Origin of the sequence: Rothia kristinae (assembly GCF_016028855.1) — a bacterium.
Classification (GTDB): Bacteria; Actinomycetota; Actinomycetes; order Actinomycetales; family Micrococcaceae; genus Rothia; species Rothia kristinae.
The window spans coordinates 772,569-799,281 of sequence record NZ_CP065738.1; the positions used below are offsets into that span (position 1 = coordinate 772,569).

Sequence of the window (26,713 nt, forward strand, 5' to 3'; positions counted from 1 at the left end):
ATGAACCAGCGCGTTCCCCGCATTCTCGATTCCCGCTACGAGCTGCACGACGTCATCGGCTCCGGGGGGATGGCCACCGTCTACGCCGCCGAGGACACGCGCCTGGGCCGGCAGGTGGCCATCAAGGTGCTGCGCCCCGAGCACGCGAAGGACCCGACCTTCCGTGCCCGCTTCCAGCGGGAGGCGGAGGCCGTGGCCTCCCTGAACCACCCGTGCATCGTCGCCGTGTACGACACCGGGGCCTTCGCCCCGCTGGACGAGGAGTCCCGGGATGACGGGGATCCCCAGGCCACCGCTCCCATGCCGGCGCTGAAGCCCGAGCTGGAGGGCGACCCGACCGTCGCCCTGGATGCCGGGGACGGGGCCGCGCAGGTCCCGTACATCGTCATGGAGCGCCTGCGGGGAACGACGCTGAAGGACCTGCTGGCCGAGCAGGGCGAGCTGAGCCTGGATGACGCCGTGAGCTACGCCGAGGACATCCTGGATGCGCTGGCCTACAGCCACGAGCACGGGGTGATCCACCGGGACATCAAGCCGGCCAACGTCATGGTCCTGGACCGGGACGAGGAGGATGAGTCCCTCGGGCGGCCCTCCCGCATCAAGGTCATGGACTTCGGGATCGCCCGCGCCCTCACGGAGACGGCGACCCCGCTGACCGAGACGCACACGATCATGGGCACCGCCCGGTACATCGCCCCCGAGCAGGCCCGCGGCGCCGTCGTGGACGCGCGCACGGACCTGTACTCAGTGGGCGTGGTGCTGTACCAGATGCTCGCCGGGCGCCCGCCCTTCGACGGGACCACCAGCGTGGAGGTGGCCGGCCAGCACCTGACGGAGCGGCCCGAGCCGCCCAGCACCCACCGCCCCGAGGTCTCCGAGGCCCTGGACGAGGTGGTGCTCACGGCCCTGCAGAAGACCCGCGCGGATCGCTTCCAGTCCGCCGAGGACTTCCGCTGGGCCCTGGACAACGCGGCCCGCGGACTGGTGGTGCGCGCCCCGGGCGCCTCCGCCGACGCCGCCGGGGCCCACGGCGCCGGGGCCGGTGCGGCCGCCGCGGGGCTCGCCGCGGCCGCGGCCTACGGCGGTCGAGCCCACGATCAGACCGCCGGCGGGTACGGCCCGGACAGCACCAGCATGGAGACCGTGGACGACCCGTACACCACCGCCACCGGCGAGCAGCCGCAGCTGGAGGAGGCCGGGGTCTCCGGGTTCTTCCCGCAGGCCCAGGACGAGTACTCCGAGGACGAGCTGTACGAGAACGAGCGCAACGAGGCCGTGGCCGCGAAGCGCCGACGTCGTGCGGCATGGAAGAACACCATCCTCGGACTGGTGATCCTGCTGCTGGCGGCCACCGCGGCCGGGGCCTGGCTGTACTACAGCCACGAGCTGAACAAGCCCGTGTACGTGGACGTCCCGGCGGTGCGCAACGTCGCCCAGGACCAGGCCGAGGAGTCCCTGCGCAACGAGGGCCTGAAGGTCACGGTCAAGAAGGAGTACGACGACTCCATCCCCTCCGGCTCCGCGATCAAGACGGACCCGCGGGAGGGCACGCAGGTGGAGAAGGACTCCACCGTCACCCTGGTCGTCTCCGAGGGCCCGGCGAACCTGACGATCCCGACGGACTTCGCCGGGCAGTCCGAGGCGTACGTGCGCTCCCAGCTGGAGAAGATGGGGCTGGTGGCCGGGTCCACGAAGACCGTGCACCATCCGTCCATCCCGGCCGGCATGGTCGTGGACACAGATCCGGCGCAGGGGCAGCAGGTGGCCAACGGATCCACCGTGAACCTCGTGCTCTCCGACGGCAAGGTGGCGGTGCCGCAGCTGGTGGGGCTGACCCGCGATCAGGCGGTCGCGGCCCTGACGGACAAGGACGTGCTGCTGAGCACCCAGATCGAGACGGAGCACTCCAGCCAGCCGGCCGGCACGGTGATCAGGCAGTCCGCCGCCGCCGAGACCGCGGTGGCCCAGGGCTCCACGATCACGATCACGGTCTCCCAGGGCCCGGCGGGCACCACCCGCACGGCCTCCCCGACGCCGTCGGCCTCGGCCTCCGCTGCAGAGGAGAGCACCGAAGAGGATTCCTCCGAGGACCGCAGCCCGGCCGGGGACACCGCCCCCACCGCGAGCGCGACCCCCAGCCCGAGCGCCAGCCGCCGCGGCTGAGCCCCGCGGGACCGGGAACCGCCGGTCCGGCATCGATACGACGATGGGCCCGCCCCTCCTTCCGGGAGGGGCGGGCCCATCGTCGTCGGGTCCCGGTCTCGTCTGGTCCGGGCGGCGTCGGTCCGGCGGGTCAGGAGGCCAGCAGCGGGGACATGCCGCGGGCGCGGCCCGCCGCCCCGTGCAGCCCCGTCATCTCCAGCCAGTTGCCGACCATGAGGTAGCCGTCCTCGGTGAGCACGGACTCGGGGTGGAACTGCACCCCGTGGATCGGGGCGGTGCGGTGGGCGACCCCCATGATGATCCCGGATTCGGTCTGCGCGGTCGCGCGCAGCTGCTCCGGCAGGGTGCCGTCCTGGATGGCCAGGGAGTGGTAGCGGGTCGCGGTGAAGGGCATCCGCACCCCGGAGAACACCCCGGTGCCGTCGTGGGTGAGCACGGAGGTCTTGCCGTGCATCAGCTCCGGGGAGTGCGAGACGGTGCCTCCGTAGGCCTCCGCGATGGCCTGGTGGCCCAGGCACACCCCGAACAGCGGGGTCCCGGTCTGCTCGGCCCAGGGGATCAGGTCCATGCTGACCCCGGCCTCCGCGGGGGCGCCGGGCCCGGGGGAGAGCAGGACGCCGTCGTGCTCGGCGGCCAGGGCGCGGGCCTCGTCGGGGCTCAGCGCGTCGTTGCGGATCACGGTGGTCTCGGCGCCGAACTGCTGGACGTAGCCGACGAGGGTGAAGACGAAGCTGTCGTAGTTGTCCACGACGAGGATCCGGATGCTCACGGGTTCCTCCTGGGTCGGGGTGCGATGGGCGGGCGCCCGGCGGGCGGGTCAGGCGCCGTCGGGCTGGTCCACGGTGACGTCCGGGCTGAGCGGGCTGTACTCGGCCAGCCACGGGAAGACCCACTGCATCAGCGCGAGGACGACCGCCAGGATCAACAGTATCGCGAGCAGGATGCGCACCCACAGGGGTCCGGGCAGGTGGCGGAAGATCCAGGCGTACATCTAGCGCTCCTCGGCGAGGTGGTGGGCGATCTCCTGCGGCGGGCCGGCGGAGGCGGGCTGCCAGCGCTCCAGCACCGCGTAGACGATGAACCGCTCGGTGCTGCCGAAGCGGGGGTTGCAGCTGGTCAGGGTCAGCAGGCGGTCCGCCGGCTCCTTCCCGGGCTCGCCCGGTACGGGGGCGATCACGGAGGCGTCCGAGGGCAGCACGATCTCCCGGTTGCGCACGGCGTAGGTGTAGTACCCGTCCGCGGTGCGCACGTAGATGCGGTCCGCGGGGCTCAGCTCGTCGATGCGGTCCAGCACCTTCCCGTTGGTCTGCCGGTGCCCGGCCACGGCCACGTTGCCCACCGCCCCGGGCATGGCCGAGGAGTCATAGTGGCCCAGGCCCAGGGTGTCCAGCACGTCCTGGGAGGTGCCCTGCACCAGGGGGCGCTCGTAGTCCTCGCCGAAGCGGGGGATGTAGACGATGCCGAAGGGCTGCCCGTGGGCCGGGGCCTTCCCGACGACGGGCTCGCCCCAGTCCTTCTGCGCGTCCGGCTGCGGGGTGGTGGGGCCGCTGAACTGCTCGTTCAGCCGCTGCACGGCCTGCGCCTGGGCGCGGTCGGCGTCGATGTTGGTCCACCACAGCTGCCAGCCGACGAACAGCAGCAGCACCAGGCCCAGGGTGATCAGCAGCTCCCCGAGGATCTGCACGGTCCAGCCGACGACGCCGCGCGGGGCCCGCGGGGCGGCGGGACGGCGTCGGGAGGTCATGCGGCTCCTTTCCTGGGGCGCGGTACGCATCGGCGCCCCCGGCGGCATCGGACGATGCGGTGGGTCCGCCCCGGTCGTCCGCCCCGGTCGTGCGCCCGGGGCGGGGCCCGCGGGCGAGCCCGGTGCGGGTGCCCGCTCGGCTAGACTCGGGGCAGAGACGGGCGGGACGCTCCGCACGCACGGTCGCGCCCCTACGCCCCACCAGATTACCGTGCGCCGCGCCGTCGCCATCGGCCCGGCGCGTGATGCCCAGGAGGATCCGTGGCCCGACGCAAGAAGAAGCACGTCCCCGAGCTGATCCCGGAGGAGGAGACCGCGGGATCGTCGTCCGCGGCCGAGGCCGAGCCCAGCGTCGACGAGCCCGCCGCCGGGGGGAAGAGCGGGAAGAAGACGATGACCGTGGCCGAGGAGCTCGAGGAGGAGCGCCTGCGGCGGATCGCGGAGGAGATGACCGCGAACGTCGGGGAGGTCTCGCGCACCCCCACCTGGTACCTGGCCCTGATGTTCGGGTTCATGGTCATCGGGCTGCTGTGGCTGATCACCTTCTACATCACCGAGACCGTGTACCCGGTGCCCGGCATCGGGTACTGGAACATCGGCATCGGGGTGGGGCTGATGATGATCGGGCTGATCATGACCACCAGGTGGCGCTGAGTGCCCGCCGAGCACCCTGAGCGGGCATCGGCCTCGGAACCCGAGGAGGAGCCCGCTGGGCCGGAGAGCGGGGAGCGCCCGAGCCCGGGCTGGAAGGGTCGCGACGGCTCCCGACGGGCCCGGAAGCGGGCCGACGGCCCGGTGGGCGAGCTGTCCGATCCCACCCCCGGCGGGGAGTCCGCGGCCCGCGCGAGCACCGGGGCGCATCAGCGGGTGCCCGAGGACCGTCCGGACATCCGCGCGGCGAAGCTGGAGACGCGGGTGCGCCGGTGGGCCCTGGCGCTGCTGATCGCGGTGCCGGCGGTGTGGTTCCTGGTGCAGAAGCTGACCTGAGGCGACGGCCGGCCGCCGGCTCCCGGCTCAGGCGCCGATGAAGCGGGTGATCCCGGCGTCGGCGGCCAGGTACAGCGGCACCAGCCAGGCCACGAGGATCTGCGCCACCGGGTATCGGCGGCGCCATCCCAGCAGGCTCGCCCCGACGGCGACGAGCACCGTGACACCGGCGCACACCACGGCGACCGGTCGCGGATCCAGCAGTACCAGCACGGGCAGGGGCAGCTTGGCCAGCAGCACCGCGCCGATGCCGCACACCACCCCGATGATGCCCAGACCCAGGGTGCGCCGCGCGAGGGTCTGCGCCCGCGGATCGGGCGGGGTCTGCGGGGCGGTCTCCCGCCGGTCCCGGACCGCCGGGTCCGCCTGGTCGGGGTGTGACTGCTCAAGATGGGACCGCTCGGGGCGCTGCGAGGCGGCCTCTCGACGTCGGGCCGCGGCCGCGCGCAGGGGCAGCGCGATCAGCCCCAGCAGGACGAGGCCGAGCAGGCCCCAGCAGATCAGGACGGCGAGGTTCAGCCGCAGCGGGGCGCCGAGGATCCACCCGCGCACGGCGTAGACCCCGACGAACAGGACCATGGCCTGCAGCACCACGGGCAGCAGGCCGCGCAGCAGCTCGGCGCGTCGGCGCTGACCCGGGGAGATCCCCAGGTTCCAGGCGTAGCCGGCGGCCGGGCCCAGCACCCGGGCCGGGTCCCCTCCGGCGGCCCGATCCCGCGCCGTCGACAGCTCCGCGGCGATGCGCTGGGGCGCCACCCGGGAATCGCGCAGGGTCAGGACGAACTCATCCGTCCACTCCCGATGCCGTGCCGTCCAGTCCTTCAGCGTGCTCACGCCGGCACCCTACCGCACCCGCCCCTATGTCCCGCACCGTCCCGACCGCCGCACCCTTCGACGCGGGGAGGCGACTTGGGAGCCCTCCGGTGTTTCGGGAGCACTCCCAGCGCTCCCGAAACACCCCGCGGCTCCCGAAACAGGGGGTGCGGCGGGGCGGCATGCGGGGAGCGGTGTCGGGCGTGGGCGACGATGCGGGCGGATGGGTGCGCGGCGTGGTTCAGCGCGGTGGGAAGATCGGCTGCATCCGGGCCACCCGGCGTCGGACCCGGTCCAGGTCCAGGGGCGGCAGCCCCAGGCGCAGCTGCTGGGCCAGCAGGCAGTGCGCCAGCTCCACGAGGAAGTCCCGCGGCCCGCGGGACTGCTCGTGCCAGCCCGTGCGCCGGATCAGCCACCCGACGTTCTGGATGCGCTTCTCCCGCTCCCTCTCGGCGATCAGCACCTCCTGGGTGGGACCGTAGTCTGTGTACTTGATCCGCCCGTCCACCTCCACGGCCACCCTCAGCTGCGGCCATCCCAGATCCAGGAAGCTGCGCCCCTGGGAGGTGCGCACCTCGATCTGCAGCTCGGGCTCCGGCAAGCCCGCCTCCCGGAGGCGCCAGCGCGTCAGGGTCTCCGCCGGGGAACCGGCCCGCGCATCCGCCGCGCTCACCGCGAGCAGAGCCTGCTGATTGCCGTGGGTGCCGGGACTCGTGCGCAGCAGATGCGCCAGCCGCGCCAGGTCGACGCGGCGCGCAGCCAGGTGATCCAGTACCACCAGGGCGTCGAGCATCGGCAGGGTGCGGGCGCAGGCCAGGGCCGTCTGCTCCAGGGAGGTGGCCGGCAGATCCAGGTCGGTGCGCACCCGGTGCCTCGCGACGTCGGGAAGCCGGTGGGTGCGCAGGCTCCGATGCCGGTATCCGGGCTTGGGGTCCCCGGCCAGGTGCAGCTCTTGGGGCACGCGCAGCAGGGAGATGCCGTACGCCAGCGCCGCCGAGGTGTGGGAGTAGATGATGCGGGCGCCGGTCTTGGCGTGGAAGGCGTAGTGGATCGCGAGGGCCCTCTGCTGCGGGATGAGCTCCTCCCACAGCTGCGTGGGGATGTAGCAGGCGGGCCACAGGCGCGTCAGCCGCCCGGCGGCCACGGCGGCGCGCAGCGCGGAGGCGGGGGTCCCGAGGGCTCGCGCCTGGGCGGCGGTGCGGATGTCCTCGGCGGTGACGATGCGAGAGGGGTCCATGAGGACACCCTCCCCGCTCATCGGGTCGAGCGCACCCGCCGGCGGGGCGGCTGTGGATAACCCGCGCCGCCGTCGGGCGTGCCGCGCCCGGCCGACGCGGATGCGGCTCGGGAGCCGCGCGGTGTTTCGGGAGCACTCCCAGTACTCCCGAAACACCGCGCGGCTCCCGAAACGGCCGGGGCGACGGCGTCGATCAGTTCTGCGGGGCGGTGAACTCCGCGTCGATCTCGATCTTCACCTTGTCCGAGACCATGACCCCGCCGGCCTCCAGGGCGGCGTTCCAGGTGATCCCGAAGTCCTTGCGGGAGATCGTGGTGGAGGCGGAGAAGCCCGCGCGGGTGGTCCCGAAGGGATCCACGGCCACGCCGCCGAACTCGCCGGTGAAGGTCACGGGGCGGGTCTCGCCCTTGATGGTGAGGTTGCCGACCAGGGTCAGGTCCTCGCCGTCGGCGGTGATCTCGGTGGACTCGAAGACCATCTGCGGGTGGTTCTCAGCGTCGAAGAACTCGGGACCCTTGACGTGCCCGTCGCGGCCCTCGTTCATGGTGTTGATGGAGGCGATCTGCACGGTGGCGCGCACGGAGGAGTCCTGCGCGGTCTCCCCGGCGTGCAGCTCGGCCTCGGTCTGCTCGAAGATGCCGCGGACCTTGGAGATCCCGGCGTGGCGGACGGTGAAGGCCACCTCGGAGTGTGCGGGGTCCAGGGTCCAGGTGCCGGCGGTGAGTCCTTCGAATGCGGTCATGATGTGCTCCTTCGATGTCGATCGTGCGTTCGTCGATTACTTTACACATCAACTATTTACGGCGCAAGGGTATTCCCAACCGTGTCCGCCGCGCCGACCGGATGACCTCCGATGGCTCCGCATGACATCCGCACACCCCGGCCCCGCTGGCCCGGTCCGCCCCCGGTTAGGCTGGATCCACCGCCGTCCCCGAGCCCACGGAGGATCCGTGACCCCCGCGCACAGCACCCCCGCAGACCAGAACCCCTTCCCCTTCCGCGAGCGCGCCGAGAGGCACGAGGCCGACGTCGTCGTCCTCGGCGGGGGTGGTGCCGGCATCGCCGCCGCGCTGGCCGCCGCCGAGGCCGGGGCGCGGGTGGTGGTCCTGGAGAAGGGCAACAAGCCCGGGGGTGCTGCGATGTTCGGCGGCACCGGCTACGCCGCCTACGGCTCCTCCGCCCAGCGCGAGGCCGGGGAGACCTTCTCCGCCGAGGAGGCCGTGCAGGCGATCCTCGAGCACACGGAAGGCCGGGCCGACGAGGCCCTGGTGCGCGCCGTCGTCGCCCGTTCGGGGGAGACCGCGGACTGGCTGAGCGCCCACGGGCTGAAGGCCACCCTGGCCGAGGCCCCGCACGATCCCGCGGATCCGGGCGAGGACTCCGGGCTGCTGGCTCGGCACCGGCGGGCCCGCACCTACCACCGCTACGCCTCCAAGTTCGGCGGCTTCAAGAAGCTGCTCAAGGCCATCGAGGAGGCCGGCGGGCTGGTGATCCCCGAGGCCGCCGCGACCGAGGCCGTCACCGACGAGCAGGGGCGCATCCTGGGGGTGCGCGCCGAGCGGACCGAGGCGGGCAAGCCGCTGTCCCCGGAGCGCCGCGAGCAGCTGCGGGCTGACGGCGTCCCGGAGACCATCGACGTCGCCGCCCCGGCCGTGGTGGTGGCCACCGGCGGGTTCGTCGGGAACCAGGAGCTCGTGGGGCGGGCCGCCCCGGAGCTGGAGACCTCCCGGCTGCGCTTCACCGGGGAGCGCAAGTCCGTGGGCACGGGCCGCAGCGTGGTCCAGGCCCTGGGCGGTGCGGGCGCGGAGCCGGCGGCCCTGGACGCCCCGGCCTTCAGCGTGCCCGGGCGCTATTCCTCCAAGGCGCTGGCGCTGCTGGCGAACCTGCCGCTGCTGTGGGTGGACGACGACGGCCGGCGCTTCGCGGATGAGGCCTCGACCTACCGCTTCGGGGACCGGGGCCGGGCCGGCCTGGAGCGCGGAGGCCGATTCTGGATGATCCTGGACTCCGCGACCGTGCAGCGCCTGACCGACCAGGGGCTGGAACTGCCTCCGGCTGAGGACCACGGCGCGCCGCTGCCCCCGGGCACGGAGGGCACCCCGGCCCAGCCGCAGCTGGTGGAGGCCCTCGAGGAGGCGGTGGAGCAGGGTGCCGCCGTCCTCGGTGCGGCCCCGGATGATCTGGCGGGGGCGGCCGGGTTCCACCCGGAGCGGTTCGCCGAGACCCTGGAGCGCTACAACGCCGCGGTGCAGGCCGGCCGGGACGAGCAGGCCGGCACCCCGGCAGCGATCCTGCGCCACCCGGTCCAGGAGGGTCCGCTGTACGCGGTGCAGGTGGTGAGCACCGTGCGCGGGACCCTGGGTGGGGTGCGCATCGACGAGTCCGCCCGGGTGCTGGACGCCGCCGGGAAGCCGGTGCCGGGACTGTATGCGGTGGGCAACGAGGCCTCGGGGTTCTGGGGCGGACGCTACCCGCAGATCGACGGGCTGACGCTGCTGTTCGCCTTCAACTCGGGACGCATCGCCGGAGAATCCGCGGCGGCAGACCTCCCCCGCTGAACATCCTCTGGCCCTCCGCAGAACGGGAGATGCCGCCTGAAACGGGACGCCACACGTCCCGAGATGGGCGGCATCTCCCGTTCTGCGTGGGGGTGGTGTGGGTGGGGCGGTTTTTGATGCGAACGATTCTTGCAGAGTTCGACCCCTCGAACTTATGGTGGGGGGGTCGGGCGGCGGTGGTGCGGATCCGATCCAGCAGAAGCCGCTGAGCCCCACCCCGCCCGGCGCCCCCGACATCGTCGTCCCCGAAAGGCGTCCGCCATGCGCGCTGCCCGCCGCCCCCGCCGCCATGTCCTGCGGCTGCCCGCCCTGCTCGGCGTCGCCCTCCTGCTGCTCACCGGCTGCGCCGCCGGAGCCTCCGAGGGCAAGCCCAACCCGCACGCCTGGATGAGCCCGCGCGCCGCCCAGCGGTACACGGACAGCATCGCCGAGGCCCTGGCCGAGCTGACCCCCGAGCACGCCGAGGAGTTCCGCGAGAACGCCCGGAGATACCAGGAGCAGCTGGAGCAGGTGCAGACCGAGGTCCGGGACATCGTGGCAGCCCTGCCCGCGGATCACCGGGTCCTGCTCACCTGCGAAGGCGCCTTCAGCTACCTCGCCCGGGACACCGGCCTGACCGAGCACTACCTGTGGCCGGTGAACTCCGATGACCAGGGCACCGCCCAGCAGATCCGCTCCGCCATCGACACGGTGCGTCAGCGCGGCGTCCCGGCGGTGTTCTGCGAATCCACCGTCTCCGACCGCACCATGCGCCAGGTGGTGGACGCCACCGAGGCCCGCTACGGCGGCACCCTCTACGTGGACTCCCTCTCCGAGGAGGGCGGCCCCGCGCCCACCTTCCTGGACCTGCTGCGTCACGACGCCCGCACCATCACAGCCGGGCTGAGCGGCGATCAGGGCGGGGAGGGCTCCTGATGCCCTTCCCGCACGCCCGCGCCTCCCGCCGCACCCGTCGCATCGAGGCGGCCCACGCGGCGACACCCCGGCCGCCCGCCGACCACGGCCCCGGCGCCGAGCTTCCCGACGCCGGGCTCACCGCCGAGCTCACCGCCGACCGGAACCCCGACGCCGCGCCGCGGGATCAGCCCCCGGCCCTGGAGATCCGGGACCTGACCGTCACCCGCGCAACCGTGCTCGCGGTGCAGGACGCCAGCCTCACCCTGCGGCCCGGCACCGTGACCGCCCTGCTCGGGGTCAACGGCTCCGGCAAATCCACCCTGATGGACGCCGTCGCCGGCTTCGCTCCGGCCCGACGCGGCGTCGTGCGCATCCGCGGGATGCCGGCCGAGACCGCCCGGCGCCACAGCCTGCTGGCCTACATGCCGCAGAGCGAGGGCGTGGACTGGGACTTTCCGCTGAGCGTGGCGGATCTGACCATGCAGGGGCGGGTCGGCTTCCAGGGGCTCACCCGCCGACCCCGCCCGCAGGATCGGCAGGCCGCGGCCGAGGCCCTGGCGCGGGTGGGGCTGACGGCGCTGGCGCACCGGCAGATCGGGCAGCTCTCCGGCGGGCAGCGGCGCCGCGCCTTCCTCGCCCGCGCCCTGGCCCAGGGGGCTCCCCTGCTGCTGCTGGACGAGCCGCTGGCGGGGGTGGATCGGGTCTCCGCCGTCGCGATCGGGCGGATCCTGCGCGAAGCAGCCGACGCCGGTGCCGCCGTGCTGTTCTCCGTGCACAGCATCGAGGGCCTGGAGGCCGTGGCCGATGACGCGGTGCTGCTGCGCCGGCGCATCCTGCTCACCGGGCCCACCGCCGAGGTGCTGCGCCCGGAGCACCTCGCCCTGGCCTTCGGCTCCCCCGACGACGAGGCCGCCCCGTGGACGCGCTGAACGCCGTCGGCCAGCTGCTCGCCGACCCGCTGACCTACCCCTTCCTGCGCCGGGCCTTCGCGGCCGCCCTGGCCGCCGCCGTGGTGTGCGCGGTGCTCTCCTGCTGGCTGGTGCTCACCGGGTGGTCCCTGCTGGGGGACGCCGTCTCCCACGCGGTGCTGCCCGGGGTGGTGCTGTCCTACATCCTCGGGCTGCCCTTCGCGCTCGGGGCCACCGTGTTCGGGCTGCTGGCGGTGTGGCTGATCGGCGGGCTGCGGCGGACCAGCCGGGTCAAGGAGGACGCGAGCATCGGCATCGTGTTCACCACGCTGTTCGCCCTGGGGCTGGTGCTGGTCTCCGTGACGCCCTCGCAGGTGGACCTGCACCACATCGTCTTCGGGAACCTGCTGGGGGTCTCCCGCACGGACCTGGTGCAGGTGCTGGTGCTGGCGGCGGCGTGTCTGACGGTGCTGCTGATCCGCCGCCGGGACCTCACCCTGTGGGCCTTCGACCCCCGGCACGCCCGGGTGGTGGGGCTGAATCCGCGGGTGCTGGCCGGGATCCTGCTGGGCTGCCTGGCGCTGACCTGCGTGGTGGCGATGCAGACCGTCGGGGTGGTGCTGGTGGTGGCGATGCTGGTGATCCCCGGGGCCACCGCGCAGCTGCGGACCCGCCGCTTCCCCCGGATGCTGGGGATCGCCGTGGCCTCCTCCCTGGTGTGCACGGTGACCGGCCTGTACCTCTCGGTGGCCCTGGACGCCTCCTCCGGCGGGTGCGTGGTGCTGTGCCAGGGCATCTGGTTCGCGGTGGTCTACGCGCTCACCCGGGTGCGCACCCTGCGGCACTCCCGCCCGGCGTCGGCGCAGTGACCGCTGCCGGGGTGGGCACCGGCGGCACGACCCGTTTCTGGAGCCTCGCGGGGGTTCGGGAGCGCTCCGCGTGCTCCCGGAACACCGGAAGACTCCCGAACCGCCCCCGGCGGGGGTGAGACACCGGCGCTGGGGCGTCGGGCGCGTGTCGGATCAGCTCAGCGAGACGTAGAGGGCGGCCGCGGCCTCCCGCGCGAGCGTGCGGTGCCGCCCGGCGTCGGCCGCCAACCGGACGGCGACGGCGCCCGGGCGGTCATCCGCGTGCCGGCCCGCGGCGTCGGCATCATCGACGCCGCCCGCCTCCGGTGCGCTCGGCACGCGCATCCGGGTGCCCACCCCGATGCCCGCTGCGGCCAGGTCCCGCAGCACGGCCGGGTCGGCGTCGGAGATGCGCGCGACGGTCACGCTCAGCCCGTCCGCGGCCTCCCGGCGACGCCGCGCCGAGGGATCGGCCAGCAGCTCGGGCAGGGGCCGGGCGTCGGGGCGGGTGACGGTGCCGTCGGCGGCGGGGATGGGGTCCCCGTGCGGGTCCCGCTCCGGGTGGCCCAGCACGGCCGCCATCCGCTCCACCATGAAGTCCGAGACGGCGTGCTCCAGCGCCTCGGCCTCGTCGTGGACCTGGTCCCAGCGGTAGCCCAGGGTGCGCACCAGGAAGGTCTCGATGAGCCGGTGCCGGCGCACCATCACCAGCGCGGTGGCCCGCCCGGTCTCGGTCAGGCGCACCGTCCCGTAGGGGGCGTGCTCCACCAGGCCCTGCCCGCGCAGCCTCTTGAGCCCGTCGGAGACGGTGGAGCGGCGCAACCCGAGGGCCTCGGCCAGGGCCGCGGCGGTCACCGGCTCCTCGCTCCACTCACCCAGGGACCAGATGGTCTTCAGGGAGTTCTGCGCGGCCTCGCTGAGACCGTCCACCTGCTCGTCACCCATGGGCTCCATCCTCCCAGACCGGCCCCATCGCAGAACGGGAGATGCGCTGCATTCCGGGACGTGTCATGCCCAGGAATGTCACGCATCTCCCGTTGTGCGCCGGGGAAGGGGCTACAGCAGCGCCCCGGCGTAGAAGATCACCGCGGCCACCGCGAAGCCGATGACGCCGATCAGCGTCTCCAGCACCGTCCACGTCTTGAAGGTGGTCTTCACGTCCATCTGGAAGAACCGGCCCACCAGCCAGAACCCGGAGTCGTTGAAGTGGGAGAGCACCACGGACCCGGCGGCCACCGCGACCACCAGGGTCGCCAGCTGCACGTCGTTGTACCCGGCGGAGGCCACGCCGTCGGAGATCAGCCCGGCCGTGGTGGTCAGGGCCACGGTGGCCGAACCCTGGGCCACCCGCAGGATCGCGGAGATGAGGAACCCGGCGAAGATCAGCGGGATGCCCCACCCGCCCAGCACCTCGGTCAGGGAGGCGCCGATCCCGGAGGTGCGCAGCACCCCGCCGAACATCCCGCCGGCCCCGGTGATGAGGATGACCGAGCACACCGGGGGCAGGGCGCCCTCCATGATGGACTGCACCCCGCCGTGCTCGGTGCCCAGGCGCCGCCCCAGCACGAAGGCTGCGACGATCAGCGTGATCAGCAGCGCCACCGGCGTCTCCCCCAGCAGCACCAGGCCCTGGAACCACTCGGTGCCGCTCGTGGCCTCATCGATCACCCCGGACTTGGCCAGGGTGGTCAGTCCGGTGTTGAGGAAGATCAGCAGCATCGGCAGCAGCAGCAGCGCCACCACGGTCTGCCACTTCGGCGGATTCTGGGGGTCGTGGACCTCCTGGTCCCCGAAGACGCTGGGCACCGGCAGGTCGATCCGCCGCCCGATGACCTTGGAGAACAGGTACACGGCCAGGTACCAGGTGGGGATCGCGACGACCAGACCCACCAGCAGCACCGTGCCCACGTTCGCGCTGAACAGGGTGGCCGCGGTGACCGGGCCCGGGTGCGGCGGCACGAACACGTGCATCACCGAGAACGCGCCGACAGCGGGCAGGCCGTAGAACAGCATCGATCCGCCCACCCAGCGGGCCACGGAGAAGACCACCGGCAGCATGACCACCAGGCCGGCGTCGAAGAAGATGGGGAAGCCGAACAGCAGGGAGGCCACGCCCAGGGCCAGGGGCGCCCGGTCCTCCCCGAATACGCTGATCATCTTGTGCGCCAGCACCTGGGCGCCGCCGGAGACCTCCAGCAGGGCCCCGAGCATCGCACCCAGGCCCACCAGCAGGGCCACGCTGCCCAGGGTGGTGCCGAAGCCGTTGGTCATGACCTTCACGACCTGCCCCAGCGGGATCCCCGTGGCGACGGCGGTCAGCAGGCTGACCAGGATCAGGGCCGGGAAGGCGTGCATCTTGAATCTGACGATCAGCACGAGGAGCACCACGATGGCGCCCGCGGCGATGGCCAGGAGGGGGCCGGCGGTGAGCGTCTGGCTCCAGCCTTCGATCTCCATGGGGTACCTGCTTCGGTGAGAGGGGATGGGGAGGGTGCGCTTGGCGCGCGGTCCCGGCGTCGGGCCCGAGGGATCGACGTCGGCAGCTTCAGGGGAGGGCGCGGCGCGGCACCCCGGGGTGCGGGCTAGGCGCGGCGCTCGGCCAGGCGCAGCAGGAAATCGGGGAGGGTGTCCAGGATGTCCTGGACCTCCTGCTCCACGGTCCCCCGGATGTCCACGGTGAACCCGGGCTCATCCTCCTGCAGCGGCTGCAGGGTCTGGAACTGCGAGTCCAGCAGGGAGGTGGGGAAGAAGTGCCCGGAGCGCTCGGCCAGGCGCTGGGCCACGACGTCGTGCGGGCCCTGCAGGTGCGCGAAGACCGTCACTGCGCCGTTGTCCGCGAGGATGTCCCGGTAGGCGCGCTTCAGCGCGGAGCAGGTGATGACCAGGCCGCGGCCGGTGGCGGCGGATTCCTGCATCCGCTCCACGATCCGGGCCAGCCAGGGCCAGCGGTCCTCGTCGGTCAGCGGGTGGCCGGCGGCCATCTTGGCCCGGTTGGCCTCGGGGTGCAGGTCGTCGCCTTCGACGAAGCCGACCCCCAGGCGCTCGGCCAGCTGCTGGGCCACGGAGGTCTTCCCGGTGCCGGACACGCCCATCACGACGATGTGCAGGGGCTGTTCTATGGTGGTGTTCATCGCCTTCGATTGTCTCGCTCTCGCGGGCCGGGCGCGCACCCCGTCTCGCCGGTGCGCCGGTTGGGGGGTCCGCTGCGGCGGCGGTGCCCACCGGGGATTCCGGGGCGATCCCCCCGATCTCCGCTCAACACCGCGACATCTGTGTGTCACATCCGCGGTTGACCTGTGTATATGAGGTAGTCTTCATACACAGGGTTGCCGTGTCCTTCCCCCAGGACGCGTGCGCTCCGCCGTCGTGTCCCCCCAATGTCGACGGCGTCGAGCATCGTGCCGCTCCCCGGGACCGTTCCACCCCCCCAAGAGGAACGCGGAAGGACGCGGCAGCCCGTTCCCGTCGGATGACCCCGCGTCTCGCCCGAGCGGTCCGATCCTGGGCGCCCGGCGGTGCGGGACCTTAGAGTGGGCGCATGACCCAGGACACCTCCGCCACCACACCCACCCCCGAGAACCCCACTCCTGAGAACTCCGCCCCCGAGACCGCCGGCACCGAGAAGACCGGACTGCCGGCCGCCTGGCCCTGGATCGAGCGCCTGCTGCGCATCCCCACCGTCTCCTACGAGTCCGACGAGGCCCTGCTGGAACTCATCCGCGCCGAAGCCGAGCGCCTCGGGCTCACCGCGCACCTGACCTGGGCCGACGAGCACAACCGCGCCAACCTGCTCATCACCGTGTCCGCCGCGGACGGCGCCACCTCCGGGGGCGTGCTGCTGTCCGGGCACACCGACGTCGTGCCGGTGCAGGGTCAGCCGTGGGACACCGATCCCTTCGAGCCGGTGATCCGCGACGGGCGGCTGTACGCCCGGGGTGCCGCGGACATGAAGAGCTACGTCGGGGTGATGCTGTGGCTGCTCGGTCAGGCGGCCGAGGCCGAGCTGGCCGAGCCGCTGCACTTCGCCTTCACCTACGACGAGGAGCCCGGCTGCCTCGGGGCCCCGCGGCTGATCGCGGACCTGGCCGAGCGCGGCATCCGCCCGGACTTCGCCCTGGTCGGGGAGCCGACGCTGATGAACATCGTCGTCGCCCACAAGGCGCCCTTCCGCGGGAAGGTGACCTTCCACGGGGTGCCCAAGCACTCCTCCCTGGCCCCGTACGGCATCAACGCGGTCTCCGCCGCCGCCCGGTTCATCGCGTTCTTCGACGACCTCGTGGAGCGCGAGCGCACCGACGGCCCCCAGGCCGAGGGCTTCAACATCCCCTGGACCACCGGCGGGGTCAACGTGATCCGCGGCGGCGCAGCCCACAACATCGTCGCCGAGGAGGTGACGCTGGAGTACGACCTGCGCATCGTGCCCGCCACGGACCCGGAGGAGCTGCGCGCCCGGATCCAGACCTTCCTGGACGAGGAGATCGAACCGGCCCTGGCCGAGGAGGTCCGCCGGGTGCGGGAGCTGGGCGGGGCCGATGAGCAGGCCCTGGCCCGGGTGGGCACCGAGCACGAGGTGCTGGCCAGCGTGCCCGCGCTGAGCGAGTCCCCGGAGGCCCCCGTGGTGCGTCTGGCTCAGGAGCTGGGCGCGGTGCTCGACGGCGGCGGGGAGGTCCCGTACGTCTCCTACGGCACGGAGGCCGGTCAGTACTACGAGGCCGGGATCCCCGCGATCGTGTGCGGACCGGGATCCATCGCCCAGGCGCACACCGCGAACGAGTGGGTGGCCCTGGAGCAGATCGAGGCCTGCCAGCGCTACCTGCTGGCGGTCCTGGAGCGAGCCCGGGGCTGAACCCGGGGGGAGGCTTCCCCCGGGGTGCCGTCCGCGACGCCCTCCCCCGCGGCTCCGTCCCCGGTGCCGTCCTCGACGGCGGCGCGCACCAGCGCCGCCGCCAGCGGGTGCACCGCGCCCGGGCGGACCACCGCGCGGATCGGGCGGACCACGGCCACCCCGGGCACGCGGATCTCCCGCAGCGGCGCGGCCACGGCCCGGCGCGGCACGAAGGCCGGGATCCCCGTGGCCCTGGACGTGGAGATCAGCGCGGACAGCGAGCCCAGCTCTCCGGCAGGCTCGGCGAGCTCGGGCAGGGCCCGCTCCACGGCCACCCGGGTGCCGGAGCCCTCCTCCCGCACCAGCACTCCGGTGCGGGCCAGCTCCGCCCGGGAGACCTGTCCGGCGCGGGCCCAGGGGTGTCCCGCGGGGGCCGCCAGGACCACCGCGTCCCGGGCCACCGTGCGGAACAGCAGACCCCGGTCCGGATCCGGGCCCGCCGGATCGACGGCGTCCAGGGTCGCCGGGCTCTCCACGAAGCCCAGCTCCGCCAGTCCCTCGCGCACCTGGCGCAGCACCTCCCGGGAGTTGACCGCGTGCACGTCCACGCGCGCCCCGGGGTGTCCGCCCAGCACCGTCTGCAGCCACGAGGGCAGGTAGTGCTCCGCCACGGTGTTGCTCACGGCCACCCGCAGCCGAGCGGCCGCCCCCGCACCCACAGCCCCCACCGCCTCGGCGAGGGACCGGGCCGCGTCCAGGTAGGGAGCGGCGGCATCGAGCACGGCCCGACCCTGCTCCGTGGTGCGGGTCCCGCGCGGAGAGCGCGCGAAGAGCGCAACGCCGAGGACCCGCTCGGCCGCGCGGACCCTGGCGGAGGCCGCCTGCTGGCTGAAGCCGGCCCGACGCGCCGCCGCCCCCACGCTGCCCAGGCGGTCCACGGCGTCGAGCAGGAGCCAGGTGGGCAGATCCGGGAGCTTCTCGACGCGCATGGCCCCACCCTACCCCGGCCACAAACCCAGGTTGTGGGGGGACAGGCAGCTGCTCTCTACCGGACCCGCCGGGGCCTCCCTAGCGTGGGGAGCATGAAGACCTCAGCCGCCGCACCCACGACGGCGCGCCCCGCTCCGACGCCGCAGGAAGCCCCCTCCTCCGACGACGCATCCCGGCCCCTGCCCCCCGGCTCCGGCGGAGCCCGCTCCTGCCCCGAGGATCACCCGGAGGCCGCCCCGAGCGGGCGGCGCGAGCCCCGTCGGGCTCCCGCCCTGGTCCCGCCCGCCGGGCCCGGCTGGTACGGCGCCGTCATGGGCACCGGCATCCTCGCCAACCTCTCCTTCACCCATGCGGGGCTCATCCCGTCGGTGCCGATCCTGGTGATCGGGTGGGTGATCCTGCTGTGGCTGAGCATCGGATTCGCCGCCCGCTGCCTCAGGGATCCGGAGGTGCTGCGCCGGTCCGTCGCGGATCCGGGGCAGCTGCCCGCCTGGGGCATGGTCTCGATGGGCATCCTCTCCGTGGGCTCGGCGACCTCCGCCGTCGTGCCCGCGCTGGCCCCTGGCCTCACCCGCGCGGCGTGGACGGTCGACTGGGTGATGTGGATCCTCGGCACCGTGATCGGACTGTTCTCCTGGGTGGCCTTCACCCTGATGCTCACCGCGAAGGACTGCGGGCGCCCGCACTTCACCTGGGGTCTGCCCATCGTGCCGCCCATGGTCTCCGCGACCACCGGCGCCGCCCTGATGAGCCACACCCCGAACGAGCTGACCCGGATGCTCGTCAACGTGATCTGCGCCGGATGCTTCTTCGCGGCCCTCTCCCTGGGCATCTCGATCTTCGGCATCGCCTACCACCACCGCTGGCTGCGCGACCCCCTGGGGCACGACGCCGCGGCCACGACCTTCATCCCGCTGGGGGTGATCGGCCAGTCCACCGCGGCCGCGCAGGCGCTGGTCACCGCGACCCGGAACTTCCTGCACCCGGACGCCGTGCAGGCGCTGCACCAGATCGCACACGCCTACGGCATCGTCATGCTGGCGATCGGCGCGCCGCTGCTGGTGTGGGCCATGATCCGCACCTACTCGGCGTGGGCCCACGGGGCGGGGTTCGTGCCCGGCTGGTTCGCCACCACCTTCCCGGTGGGCACCTGCGCTCTGGGGTCGCACCTGATGGGCTGGGATGCGGTGTCCATCGCGCTGACCCTACTGCTGGCCGCGCACTGGCTGATCGTCTCCTGCGCCGCCGTCATCGCGCTGCTGCGGCGGGTTCGCACGGCGCCGGCCGCGGGCTGAGCCGGGGGCTCGGACGGGAGTCCCCGGAGGGGAGATCCCGGGTCACAATCGCGCGCCGTGTTGAGCGGCCTGGGCGGCGGTGATTGGATATAGGCAATCATTCCCACTCGAAGCCACATGACCCCACACGTGGGGGTTGCGGAGGTCCGCGATGTACGAGATCAATCCCTACGCCGCCGAGTTCCTCGGCACGATGATCATGTGCATCATCGGCTGCGGCGCCATCGCCACCGTGGAGCTGCGCCGCTCCAAGGGGCACGGAGACAACTTCTTCACCATCGCCTTCGGCTGGGGCTTCGCCGTCGCCTTCGGCGTGTACGCCTCCCACCACTACTCCGGCGGGCACCTGAACCCCGCCGTGACCCTGGGCCTGGCCGCCTACGGCGAGTTCCCGTGGGCCCGCGTCCCCGGGTACATGCTCGCCCAGCTCGGCGGGGCCATGGTCGGGGCCGGCTTCGTCTTCCTGAACTACCTGCCGCACTGGAAGGCGACCGCGGACCCCAAGATCAAGCTCGGCGTGTTCGCCACCGTCCCGGCGATCCACAACTACTTCACCAACTCCCTCTCGGAGATGATCGGCACCTTCATGCTGGTCTTCTCCGCGCTGTACACCGGCGTGAACTTCACCCCGGGCCTGGAGGGCTCCGCGCTGACCCTGAACCTCAACGACGTCCTCAAGCCCCTGGCCTACGGGTTCATGGTCGCGGTGCTGGTCGTCGGGCTGGGCGGGCAGACCGGGTACGCGCTGAACCCGGCGCGCGATCTCGGCCCGCGGATCATGCACGCGATCCTGCCCATCCACGGGAAGGGCTCCTCCCGCTGGTACTACGCCTGGGTGCCCGTGTTCGCCTGCCTGTCCGGCGGGTTCATGGGCGGGGCGTTCTTCTCCCTGTACTACCGCGGCCAGTTCACCCCGTGGCTGTGGATCTCGATGGCGTGTGCGGTGGCCGTGCTGCTGTTCGGGATGTGGGCCAACACCCACATGCCCCGCTCCGCCTCGGCCGAGGTGGTCCCGGAGGGCGAGACGACCGTGGCCACGGCGGCCGCTGGGGCGGCCACCTACATCCCCACCGGGGCGATCCCGCGGGTGGTGGTCCAGCAGGCCGGGGACGACGCCGGGGACGCCTCCCCCGAGGAGGGCTCGGATCCGGCCGATCGTCGTCGGGCGGTTACCGACCGGGAGGGTCTGCGCCCGGGTCCGGCCGGGGGCACGCGCGGGGTCCGCTCCGGGGATCCGCACCGGCCCGACGGGCGGGGTCCGCTGGACTGAGCGGCGGGGCCGAATCCGGTGTTCGACGTCGGGCGGGTGTGAAAGGATGGGCGCATGAATCCCACTCCTGTCCAGGACCTCCGCCATGCCCTGCGCGAGGCCGGGGCCCAGTCGGTGCGCGGCGAGCAGCTGCAGGTGGGTGACTGGATCCTGGCGGGCGGCTCGGTCGCGTGCATCCAGAAGATCACCCCGCGGGTCATCCAGACCGGCCCGGACACCTACCTCCCCTTCCACGACGACGAGGAGTACCTGCAGATCCCGGTCGGCTTCCTGCCGCCGCAGGCCACCGGCCGCACCCGGCGCCCCGCGGATCAGACCGGCTCCCCCTTCGACCTGCCCGCCCCCGCCGCACCGACGACGCCGGCCGGTGACGCCGATCGCGGGTCGGGCCCTTCTGCCGCAGAGCCGGGGCCGGACGCCGAGTCCCGCCGCTCGTCGGGATCCCCGCGCGAGGCCGCTCCGTCCTACCTGGACCCCTTCCGCGTCAGCTGACTGGCCCCTCCCCTTCCCCGCGGCCGCTCCCGCCGCGTTGGGGAGGGGTTTCGGCGTTTGGGAGCCTCGAGAACGCTCCCAAACACCGAAACCACTCCCACAGAATCGTCGATCACCCCGCCGAGGAACCGCACCTTGAGATCTTGCACCCCATCACGTCCCTGGCTCGCCCTGACCATCAGCGCCGCCCTGCTGCTCGGTGCGGGCGCGCCAGCAGCCGATGCGGCCCCGCCGAGCGGGCCGATCCCCTCGGCGCAGACCGCCCAGTCCGACACGTCGGGGCCCACACTGGCCCGCACCGCCGAAGGTACGGGCAAAGCCGAGCAGGCCAGCACTGAACCGGATACGGACCGGATCCTCGTGGACTTCGCCGATGGGGTGGATGATGCGACGAAGCAGCGCGTCATCGCCGAGACCGACGCCGAATCCCAGCCGCTGCGGGACGCCAAGGAGATCAAGGAGACCGCCACCGGACAGACCGTCGTCGCCTCGGCGGAGAAGCTGACCCCCACCGAGCAGAAGAGCGTGGTGCGAGACCTGCAGGCTGATCCCGCCGTCGTCTCCGCCGAACCGGACACCATCGTGCACCGCGCCACCGCCGCCTGGCAGGACAACCCGTCGGACTCCTACTTCTCCTCCCAGTGGAACCTCCGGGATATCGATGTCCCCGCGGCCTGGAAGCTGGCGACAGGGAAGAACGTGACCATCGGGATCACGGACACCGGCATCACCTCCCACCCGGAATTCAGCGGCAAGACGGGCACCGGCTACGACTTCGTCAGCGGAGACTACGACCGGGACGGCACCGGCGGGCGGGATGGGGACCCCACCGATCCCGGTGTCCTCAACAGCAGCGAGAACTGGCACGGCACCCACGTCGCCGGCATCGCTGCGGCCAAGACCAACAACGGCCTGGGGATCGCCGGGGTCGCCCCCGACGCCAGGATCTCCATGGCACGTTCTCTCGGGACCGGGGCCAGCGGCTACCAGTCGGACATCGCCGACTCCATCGTCTGGCTCTCCGGAGGCACCGTCCCCGGGGTGCCCCGGAACCCCAACCCGTCGGGCGTCATCAACGCCTCCATCTCCTGGCCCTCAGGCACCTGCCCGCAGATCATGAAGAACGCAATCGACTCCGCCCACGCGCGCAATGTGCCCGTGGTCGTCGCGGCCGGCAACACCGGGACCAACGCCGACTACGCCACCCCGTCCAACTGCCTCGGCGCGATCGTCGTCGGCGCGACGACCACGAACGACATCATCACCGGCTACTCGAACTGGGGTTCCATGCTGGACATCATGGCTCCCGGCGGGGCCGTGGGAGCAGGACAGGTCTTCTCCACCTGGAACAACGGGTGGTCTCAGCCCGGCGCCGCCTCCTACCGCTACATGAACGGGACCTCGATGGCCGCGCCCCACATCACCGGGGTGATCGCCCTGATGAAGGAGCGCAATCCGAGCCTGAGCGTCGAGCAGATCCGCAGCATCCTGTACTCCACGAGCACCTACAACGCCGGGTACCGCACGGTGGATGCCCGGGCGGCCGTCGCCGCCGTCACCCCGCAGTATCGCCTTGAGGGCAACATCAAGCGCTTCTACGACGCGAACGGAGGAGCCGCCCGCTTCGGGGCTCCGACCATGAACGAGCTCAGCGTCACCAACGGGGGCCGCACCCAGAACTACGCCAACGGGTATGGCATCTACTGGACGCAGCGCACCGGAGCGCACAGCCTCAGATGGGGCAGCGCCATCCCCAATGCCTTCGCCGCGGCGGGATGGGAGAACGGGTGGGGGTATCCCGACTCCGAGGAAGCAAGCGCCGGTGCCGGAGCGCGGTACCAGTCCTTCGACAAGTGGTTCGATGACGGGAAGAAGCCCATCGCCTTCTGGAAGTCCGGCACGGGGACCTTCACGGTGGAGCGCCGTTACAACATCGGGAAGTACTGGACCTCCCACGGCGCCCAGAGCGGCCTGGGAATGCCCGTCTCACAGGAGAAGCGGATCGGAGATACCGGGGCCTACCAGTTCTACCGATCCCTCGACGGCCAGTGGAAGTCCACCCTGGTCATGTGGACCCCGCAGCGCGGGGCGCACGCCATCAAGCAGTACGGCGCCATCGGGGCCTCCTGGGCCGCCGGCGGCCGTGAGACCGGGAAGTACGGCTGGCCCGTGAGCGACGAATACCGCAGCGGCAACACCATGCGGCAGGACTTCTCCAAGGGCTGGTCCCTGGAGTACGACCTGACCACTCACAACACCCGAGCCGTCAGAAGCTGATCCGGCCCCAGGCCGTTGCCCGGTGCCTCATATGGGAGCGGTTGCGGTGTCTGGGAGTGTTCTCAGCGCTCCCAGACACCGCAACCGCTCCCCAACCCGCGTCGCGGACGGGGTCAGGGGGTCACGACCCCGCCTGCGTGGCGTCGGTGAGGTCGTAGACCGTGGTGCCGTCCACCGTCGCCGAGGTGAAGTGGGCCTGCACCCACTCGTCGATCTGCTCGGCGGCATCCGATCCGCTGGAGGAGCCGCCCATCCCGGAGCTGATGGTCCCGGCGATGTAGTAGTGGATCTTCCCCTGGGCCACGAGCTTCTGGAACTCCTCCAGGGTGGGGGCGGGGTCCGTCCCGTTGTACCCGCCGACCGGCATCACGGACTCCCCCGAGGCCAGCTGGTACCCGGCGGCGTTGTTGGAGCCGACCACCGCCAGCATCCACTGGTAGCGGTCCGCGTCCTGGGAGAGGTAGCTGATCAGCTCGTCGCTGGGCTCGGAGGTGTTCAGCATCAGCCCGACGCCGCCCATCCCGCCGCCGGCACCGCCCGCGGCGCCCGGTTGGGTCGCGTCCTCCCCGGAGGAGGTTCCGGCCTGGCCCGCGCTCGACGATCCCGCTCCCGTCTGCCCGGATCCCGCCGCACCGGCGCTGCCGCCGCCATTGCCACCGGCTCCACCGGTTCCCCCGGCGCCGCTGCCGCCGCCGGATCCCCCGGGGCCGCCGCCCGTCGCGGCACCGCCACCGCCGCCACCGCCGCCGGGGGCGCCCATCCCGCCGCCACCGGGTCCGGCGGTGATGATGGACCCGGTGTGTCCGGTGTTCAGCGTGGCGGCCGTGTATGCGGTGGGTCCGGCCAGGGAGGCCAGCACCGCCCCGGCCACCGCCAGACCCAGCAGCTGCCGGTGCAGCTGCGCCCCGAAGGCCAGGGCCGCCCCGCTGATCAGGGCGAGGAACAGGATCATCCAGCGCAGCAGCGGCAGGTACCCGTCCCGGCCCAGCAGCACGAAGGCCCAGACCCCCGTGATCGCCGTGCAGAACCCCAGCACCGCGAACTGCCACGTGCCCCCGGCCAGGGCCTCCCGCCAGCTGCCGACCCGCTCGGGCGCCTCCCGCCGCGGGGCCTGCCCGACGTCGGCCCGGTGCAGCGGGGCCGTCTGCGGATCCACCGCGATCTCCTCCTCCGGGACACCCGTCACGCTCATCCCTGCCGAGGTGTCGGCGACGTCGCGGGCGAACCACCGCTCGGCCCGCGCGGCATCCCACACGATCGCGGCACCCGTGCCGATCATCGCGGCGATCGCCGGGGCCAGGGCCACCGAGTAGTAGGCGTGCTGGATGCCCTGCATGATCGAGAACACCACCCAGGTGGTGAGGAACCACGAGCCCCACACCACCAGCGTCGCGCGGCGTCGGTCGGTGCGGGCGGCCCGCCGGGTGATCCACAGGGCCGCCGCGGTGAGGATGATCGCGGCCGGCATCAGCCAGGAGATCTGCCCGCCGAAGGAGGAGTCGAACATCCGGAACATCGTGGGGCTGGCGGTAGCGCCCCCGCCGACCGACCCGGTCTCCTCCCCGGAGATCCGTCCCAGGCCGTTGTACCCGAAGGTCAGATCCCAGAAGCTGTTGGTCTGCGATCCGCCGATGTACGGCCGATCCGACGCCGGGGTGAGCATCACCAGCGCGACCCACCAGCCGGCCGCGACCACCAGGGCCGCGAGCGCCGCCGCGAGCCCTGCCAGCCGGCGTCGGAGCGTGCCCCGGGCCAGCACCAGGTACGCCAGGCCGAAGCCCGGGACCACCAGCAGACCCTGCAGCTGCTTGGTGAGGAACGCGAAGCCCAGGGCGGCACCGCACAGCACCATCCAGCGGATCCGCCCCGAGTCGATGGCCCGCACCGTCGCATAGGCCGCCAGGGACATCAGCAGCAGGAGCAGGGCCTCCGGGTTGTCATACCGGAACATCAGGGCCGCCACCGGGGTGGCCGCCAGCGCGTACCCGGCCAGCAACCCCGGACCGCGCCCGACGGCGCGCGCCACCGAGGCGTACACCAGCGCCACCGAGGCGACCCCCATCAGCACCTCGGGGACCATCAGGGACCAGGTGGACAGCCCGAACAGCTTCACCGATAGCGCCATCGGCCACAGGGAGGCCGGCGGCTTGTCCACGGTGATGGAGTTGCCGATGTCCGAGGAGCCGAACAGGAAGGCCTCCCAGTTATCCGCCCCCGCCTGGGCGGCCGCGGCGTAGAAGCCGTTGCCCCACCCGTTGGCGCCCAGGTTCCACAGGTAGGCGGCGGCCGTGACCGCCAGCAGCAGCCAGGCGGGCCAGGACCAGCGGACCCGCGCGGTGGTGGCGGTGGGAGGCTCGACGACGTCGTCGTGACGGCGGCAGCGGCGCGAGCGCGCGATCCGCGGGGATCGGGCGGGGCGCTTCGGGAGGGACTGGGTGGCCACGAGGGTCTCCTTGCACGGGGTTGCGGAAGCGGAATCTGCCTCCACGGTGGCGCCCGCGCGTGTGCGCCGCACCGGCCGCGCCTGTGGCCCTCCTGTGCACGGGGACCTCCGCCGCCCCCCTCCCCCCCCCCGCGGGGACTCCCGCCGCATTTGGGAGGGGTTTCGACGTGTGGGAGCGTCCTCGTGGCTCCCAAACACCGAAACCCCTCCCACACCGGGCGGGGCAGGCGGAGTAGGGGGCGAGGCGGGTCAGCCCTGGGCGCCGGTGGGGTCCCCCGCGGGGGTGGTGACCGCCAGGGCATCGCCGCCGGCCGGGGCGTTGTGGAATTCCACGAGCTCCCAGCCGCCCCGCGGGTCCCCCTCGGCGATCACGTACCCGGTGTTGGCCAGCGGGGTGTCCTCCATCTGCGCCACGTCCAGACCGCGGATCCGGGCGGAGGACCAGCAGCGGATCGCCGCGCCGTGGGAGAACACCGCTGCCGTGCCCTCGGGGCCGACGGCGTGCGCGGCGCGGGCCGCGGCGTCGTCGTACCGGGCGAAGAACTGCGCACCCGTGGGACCGCCGGGCATCGCCAGCTCCCTGTCCCCGCGGGCCCAGGCGAAGGCGGTGCCGATGTAGGTGCGCTGGTTCTGCGCGGTGTTGGTCCCCTCCAGGTCCCCGGCCTGCACCTCCCGAAAGCCGTCCAGCTCCACGGGCTCGACGCCGCGGGCGCGCACCAGCGGGGCCGCCGTGAGGTGGGTGCGCACCAGGGTGGAGACGAAGATCCCGTCCACCGCCTGCTGCGCGAGTGCCTCGGGGACGGCCTCGGCCTGCGCGACGCCCAGCTCGGTGAGACCGGGACCGGGGGCGTCGGTGTCCAGCAGGCCGTGGATGTTGGAGGGGGTCTGCCCGTGGCGGATGAGGATCAAGCGCATGGCTCCGATCCTTTCACGCCCCGCCCACCGGCCCCTCCGACGACCCCGGGT

At 72.8% G+C, this 26,713-nt stretch carries 24 protein-coding genes; 12 read left to right on the forward strand and 12 right to left on the reverse strand.

From position 1 onward, the window contains the following. Entirely contained in the window at positions 1-2,163 is a 2,163-nt protein-coding gene (pknB, locus tag I6G21_RS03455) for a Stk1 family PASTA domain-containing Ser/Thr kinase (protein WP_129358010.1), read from the forward strand. Positions 2,164-2,293: 130 nt separating this feature from the next. Here pknB and I6G21_RS03460 read toward each other — a convergent pair whose 3' ends face one another. Genes I6G21_RS03460 through I6G21_RS03470 form a run of 3 tightly spaced genes read right to left on the reverse strand, consistent with a single transcriptional unit; the run spans position 2,294 to position 3,907 of the window. Further along, positions 2,294-2,932, reverse strand: a complete 639-nt coding sequence (locus tag I6G21_RS03460) for an anthranilate synthase component II (protein ID WP_061225186.1) — start codon at positions 2,930-2,932, stop codon at positions 2,294-2,296. 48 nt (positions 2,933-2,980) lie between these two features. Beyond that, positions 2,981-3,154, reverse strand: a complete 174-nt coding sequence (locus I6G21_RS03465; RefSeq protein ID WP_165590132.1) for a hypothetical protein — start codon at positions 3,152-3,154, stop codon at positions 2,981-2,983. Further along, complete coding sequence (locus tag I6G21_RS03470; RefSeq protein WP_058731759.1) at positions 3,155-3,907, reverse strand: class E sortase; 753 nt, start codon at positions 3,905-3,907, stop codon at positions 3,155-3,157. It lies immediately after the preceding gene. Between the two features lie 261 nt (positions 3,908-4,168). Here I6G21_RS03470 and I6G21_RS03475 point away from each other — a divergent pair, with 261 nt between their 5' ends. Beyond that, a complete protein-coding gene (locus I6G21_RS03475) occupies positions 4,169-4,561 on the forward strand; it encodes a cell division protein CrgA (protein ID WP_058731758.1) in 393 nt (130 codons plus the stop codon). Then, on the forward strand, positions 4,562-4,894 hold the full coding sequence (locus tag I6G21_RS03480) for a hypothetical protein (RefSeq protein WP_058731757.1): 333 nt from the start codon (positions 4,562-4,564) through the stop codon (positions 4,892-4,894). 27 nt (positions 4,895-4,921) lie between these two features. On the opposite strand, the gene I6G21_RS03485 is transcribed toward I6G21_RS03480, so the two are convergent. The 3 genes from I6G21_RS03485 to I6G21_RS03495 all read right to left on the reverse strand — a co-directional run bounded on the left by I6G21_RS03485 (position 4,922) and on the right by I6G21_RS03495 (position 7,686). Next, the gene (locus I6G21_RS03485) at positions 4,922-5,728 is read right to left on the reverse strand and encodes a hypothetical protein (RefSeq protein ID WP_058731756.1); all 807 of its coding nucleotides are present in this window, start codon (positions 5,726-5,728) and stop codon (positions 4,922-4,924) included. 220 nt (positions 5,729-5,948) lie between these two features. Beyond that, on the reverse strand, positions 5,949-6,944 hold the full coding sequence (locus tag I6G21_RS03490) for a hypothetical protein (protein ID WP_061225184.1): 996 nt from the start codon (positions 6,942-6,944) through the stop codon (positions 5,949-5,951). A 193-nt stretch (positions 6,945-7,137) separates the two neighbouring features. Beyond that, positions 7,138-7,686 carry a YceI family protein gene (locus I6G21_RS03495; protein ID WP_129358011.1) on the reverse strand — a complete coding sequence of 183 codons (549 nt, stop codon included), beginning with the start codon at positions 7,684-7,686 and terminating at the stop codon, positions 7,138-7,140. 208 nt (positions 7,687-7,894) lie between these two features. Here I6G21_RS03495 and I6G21_RS03500 point away from each other — a divergent pair, with 208 nt between their 5' ends. The 4 genes from I6G21_RS03500 (at position 7,895) to I6G21_RS03515 (ending at position 12,176) form a co-directional block, all read left to right on the forward strand. Continuing rightward, positions 7,895-9,502 carry an FAD-dependent oxidoreductase gene (locus I6G21_RS03500; protein ID WP_197939461.1) on the forward strand — a complete coding sequence of 536 codons (1,608 nt, stop codon included), beginning with the start codon at positions 7,895-7,897 and terminating at the stop codon, positions 9,500-9,502. A 261-nt stretch (positions 9,503-9,763) separates the two neighbouring features. After that, positions 9,764-10,417 carry a metal ABC transporter solute-binding protein, Zn/Mn family gene (locus I6G21_RS03505; RefSeq protein ID WP_058730564.1) on the forward strand — a complete coding sequence of 218 codons (654 nt, stop codon included), beginning with the start codon at positions 9,764-9,766 and terminating at the stop codon, positions 10,415-10,417. Beyond that, on the forward strand, positions 10,417-11,328 hold the full coding sequence (locus I6G21_RS03510) for a metal ABC transporter ATP-binding protein (RefSeq protein ID WP_081101469.1): 912 nt from the start codon (positions 10,417-10,419) through the stop codon (positions 11,326-11,328). The genes I6G21_RS03505 and I6G21_RS03510 overlap by 1 nt, the downstream gene beginning before the upstream one ends. After that, entirely contained in the window at positions 11,316-12,176 is an 861-nt protein-coding gene (locus I6G21_RS03515; protein ID WP_408015184.1) for a metal ABC transporter permease, read from the forward strand. Before I6G21_RS03510 ends, I6G21_RS03515 begins: the two co-directional genes overlap by 13 nt. 153 nt (positions 12,177-12,329) lie before the next feature. On the opposite strand, the gene I6G21_RS03520 is transcribed toward I6G21_RS03515, so the two are convergent. From I6G21_RS03520 to I6G21_RS03530, 3 genes are all read right to left on the reverse strand, one after another. Continuing rightward, on the reverse strand, positions 12,330-13,100 hold the full coding sequence (locus I6G21_RS03520; protein WP_058730563.1) for a metal-dependent transcriptional regulator: 771 nt from the start codon (positions 13,098-13,100) through the stop codon (positions 12,330-12,332). Between the two features lie 111 nt (positions 13,101-13,211). Then, a complete protein-coding gene (locus I6G21_RS03525) occupies positions 13,212-14,612 on the reverse strand; it encodes a GntP family permease (RefSeq protein WP_058730562.1) in 1,401 nt (466 codons plus the stop codon). Positions 14,613-14,737: 125 nt separating this feature from the next. Continuing rightward, complete coding sequence (locus I6G21_RS03530; RefSeq protein ID WP_058730561.1) at positions 14,738-15,286, reverse strand: gluconokinase; 549 nt, start codon at positions 15,284-15,286, stop codon at positions 14,738-14,740. A gap of 407 nt (positions 15,287-15,693) precedes the next feature. Between I6G21_RS03530 and I6G21_RS03535 the strand changes: the two genes are divergently transcribed. After that, entirely contained in the window at positions 15,694-17,001 is a 1,308-nt protein-coding gene (locus I6G21_RS03535) for a M20/M25/M40 family metallo-hydrolase (RefSeq protein WP_081046376.1), read from the forward strand. Here the strand turns inward: I6G21_RS03535 and I6G21_RS03540 are convergent. Beyond that, positions 16,965-17,969, reverse strand: coding sequence for a LysR family transcriptional regulator (locus I6G21_RS03540; protein WP_061225179.1), 1,005 nt, complete (start codon positions 17,967-17,969; stop codon positions 16,965-16,967). The two genes, I6G21_RS03535 and I6G21_RS03540, sit on opposite strands and share 37 nt — an antisense overlap. Before the next feature lie 93 nt (positions 17,970-18,062). On the opposite strand from I6G21_RS03540, the gene I6G21_RS03545 reads away from it, so the two are divergent. From I6G21_RS03545 to I6G21_RS03560, 4 genes are all read left to right on the forward strand, one after another. After that, on the forward strand, positions 18,063-19,265 hold the full coding sequence (locus I6G21_RS03545; protein ID WP_058730559.1) for a TDT family transporter: 1,203 nt from the start codon (positions 18,063-18,065) through the stop codon (positions 19,263-19,265). Between the two features lie 151 nt (positions 19,266-19,416). Then, positions 19,417-20,535 carry an MIP/aquaporin family protein gene (locus I6G21_RS03550; RefSeq protein ID WP_081046213.1) on the forward strand — a complete coding sequence of 373 codons (1,119 nt, stop codon included), beginning with the start codon at positions 19,417-19,419 and terminating at the stop codon, positions 20,533-20,535. Positions 20,536-20,589: 54 nt separating this feature from the next. Beyond that, positions 20,590-21,027, forward strand: coding sequence for a hypothetical protein (locus tag I6G21_RS03555; protein WP_058730558.1), 438 nt, complete (start codon positions 20,590-20,592; stop codon positions 21,025-21,027). 135 nt (positions 21,028-21,162) lie between these two features. Next, positions 21,163-23,304, forward strand: a complete 2,142-nt coding sequence (locus I6G21_RS03560; protein WP_129358013.1) for a S8 family serine peptidase — start codon at positions 21,163-21,165, stop codon at positions 23,302-23,304. 121 nt (positions 23,305-23,425) lie between these two features. Here I6G21_RS03560 and I6G21_RS10605 read toward each other — a convergent pair whose 3' ends face one another. Next, positions 23,426-25,747, reverse strand: coding sequence for an ArnT family glycosyltransferase (locus tag I6G21_RS10605; protein ID WP_232238509.1), 2,322 nt, complete (start codon positions 25,745-25,747; stop codon positions 23,426-23,428). A 249-nt stretch (positions 25,748-25,996) separates the two neighbouring features. Further along, positions 25,997-26,662 carry a histidine phosphatase family protein gene (locus I6G21_RS03570; protein WP_058730768.1) on the reverse strand — a complete coding sequence of 222 codons (666 nt, stop codon included), beginning with the start codon at positions 26,660-26,662 and terminating at the stop codon, positions 25,997-25,999. Between the last annotated feature and the right edge of the window lie 51 nt (positions 26,663-26,713).

Bases quoted from the DNA above. Each gene is read 5' to 3' on its own strand.
- pknB (WP_129358010.1), top strand. From the start codon at position 1: ATGAACCAGCGCGTTCCCCGCATTCTCGATTCCCGCTACGAGCTGCAC.
- I6G21_RS03465 (WP_165590132.1), bottom strand. From the start codon at position 3,154: ATGTACGCCTGGATCTTCCGCCACCTGCCCGGACCCCTGTGGGTGCGC.
- I6G21_RS03470 (WP_058731759.1), bottom strand. From the start codon at position 3,907: ATGACCTCCCGACGCCGTCCCGCCGCCCCGCGGGCCCCGCGCGGCGTC.
- I6G21_RS03490 (WP_061225184.1), bottom strand. From the start codon at position 6,944: ATGGACCCCTCTCGCATCGTCACCGCCGAGGACATCCGCACCGCCGCC.
- I6G21_RS03495 (WP_129358011.1), bottom strand. From the start codon at position 7,686: ATGACCGCATTCGAAGGACTCACCGCCGGCACCTGGACCCTGGACCCC.
- I6G21_RS03505 (WP_058730564.1), top strand. From the start codon at position 9,764: ATGCGCGCTGCCCGCCGCCCCCGCCGCCATGTCCTGCGGCTGCCCGCC.
- I6G21_RS03510 (WP_081101469.1), top strand. From the start codon at position 10,417: ATGCCCTTCCCGCACGCCCGCGCCTCCCGCCGCACCCGTCGCATCGAG.
- I6G21_RS03520 (WP_058730563.1), bottom strand. From the start codon at position 13,100: ATGGGTGACGAGCAGGTGGACGGTCTCAGCGAGGCCGCGCAGAACTCC.
- I6G21_RS03525 (WP_058730562.1), bottom strand. From the start codon at position 14,612: ATGGAGATCGAAGGCTGGAGCCAGACGCTCACCGCCGGCCCCCTCCTG.
- I6G21_RS03530 (WP_058730561.1), bottom strand. From the start codon at position 15,286: ATGAACACCACCATAGAACAGCCCCTGCACATCGTCGTGATGGGCGTG.
- I6G21_RS03535 (WP_081046376.1), top strand. From the start codon at position 15,694: ATGACCCAGGACACCTCCGCCACCACACCCACCCCCGAGAACCCCACT.
- I6G21_RS03540 (WP_061225179.1), bottom strand. From the start codon at position 17,969: ATGCGCGTCGAGAAGCTCCCGGATCTGCCCACCTGGCTCCTGCTCGAC.
- I6G21_RS03545 (WP_058730559.1), top strand. From the start codon at position 18,063: ATGAAGACCTCAGCCGCCGCACCCACGACGGCGCGCCCCGCTCCGACG.
- I6G21_RS03550 (WP_081046213.1), top strand. From the start codon at position 19,417: ATGTACGAGATCAATCCCTACGCCGCCGAGTTCCTCGGCACGATGATC.
- I6G21_RS03555 (WP_058730558.1), top strand. From the start codon at position 20,590: ATGAATCCCACTCCTGTCCAGGACCTCCGCCATGCCCTGCGCGAGGCC.
- I6G21_RS03570 (WP_058730768.1), bottom strand. From the start codon at position 26,662: ATGCGCTTGATCCTCATCCGCCACGGGCAGACCCCCTCCAACATCCAC.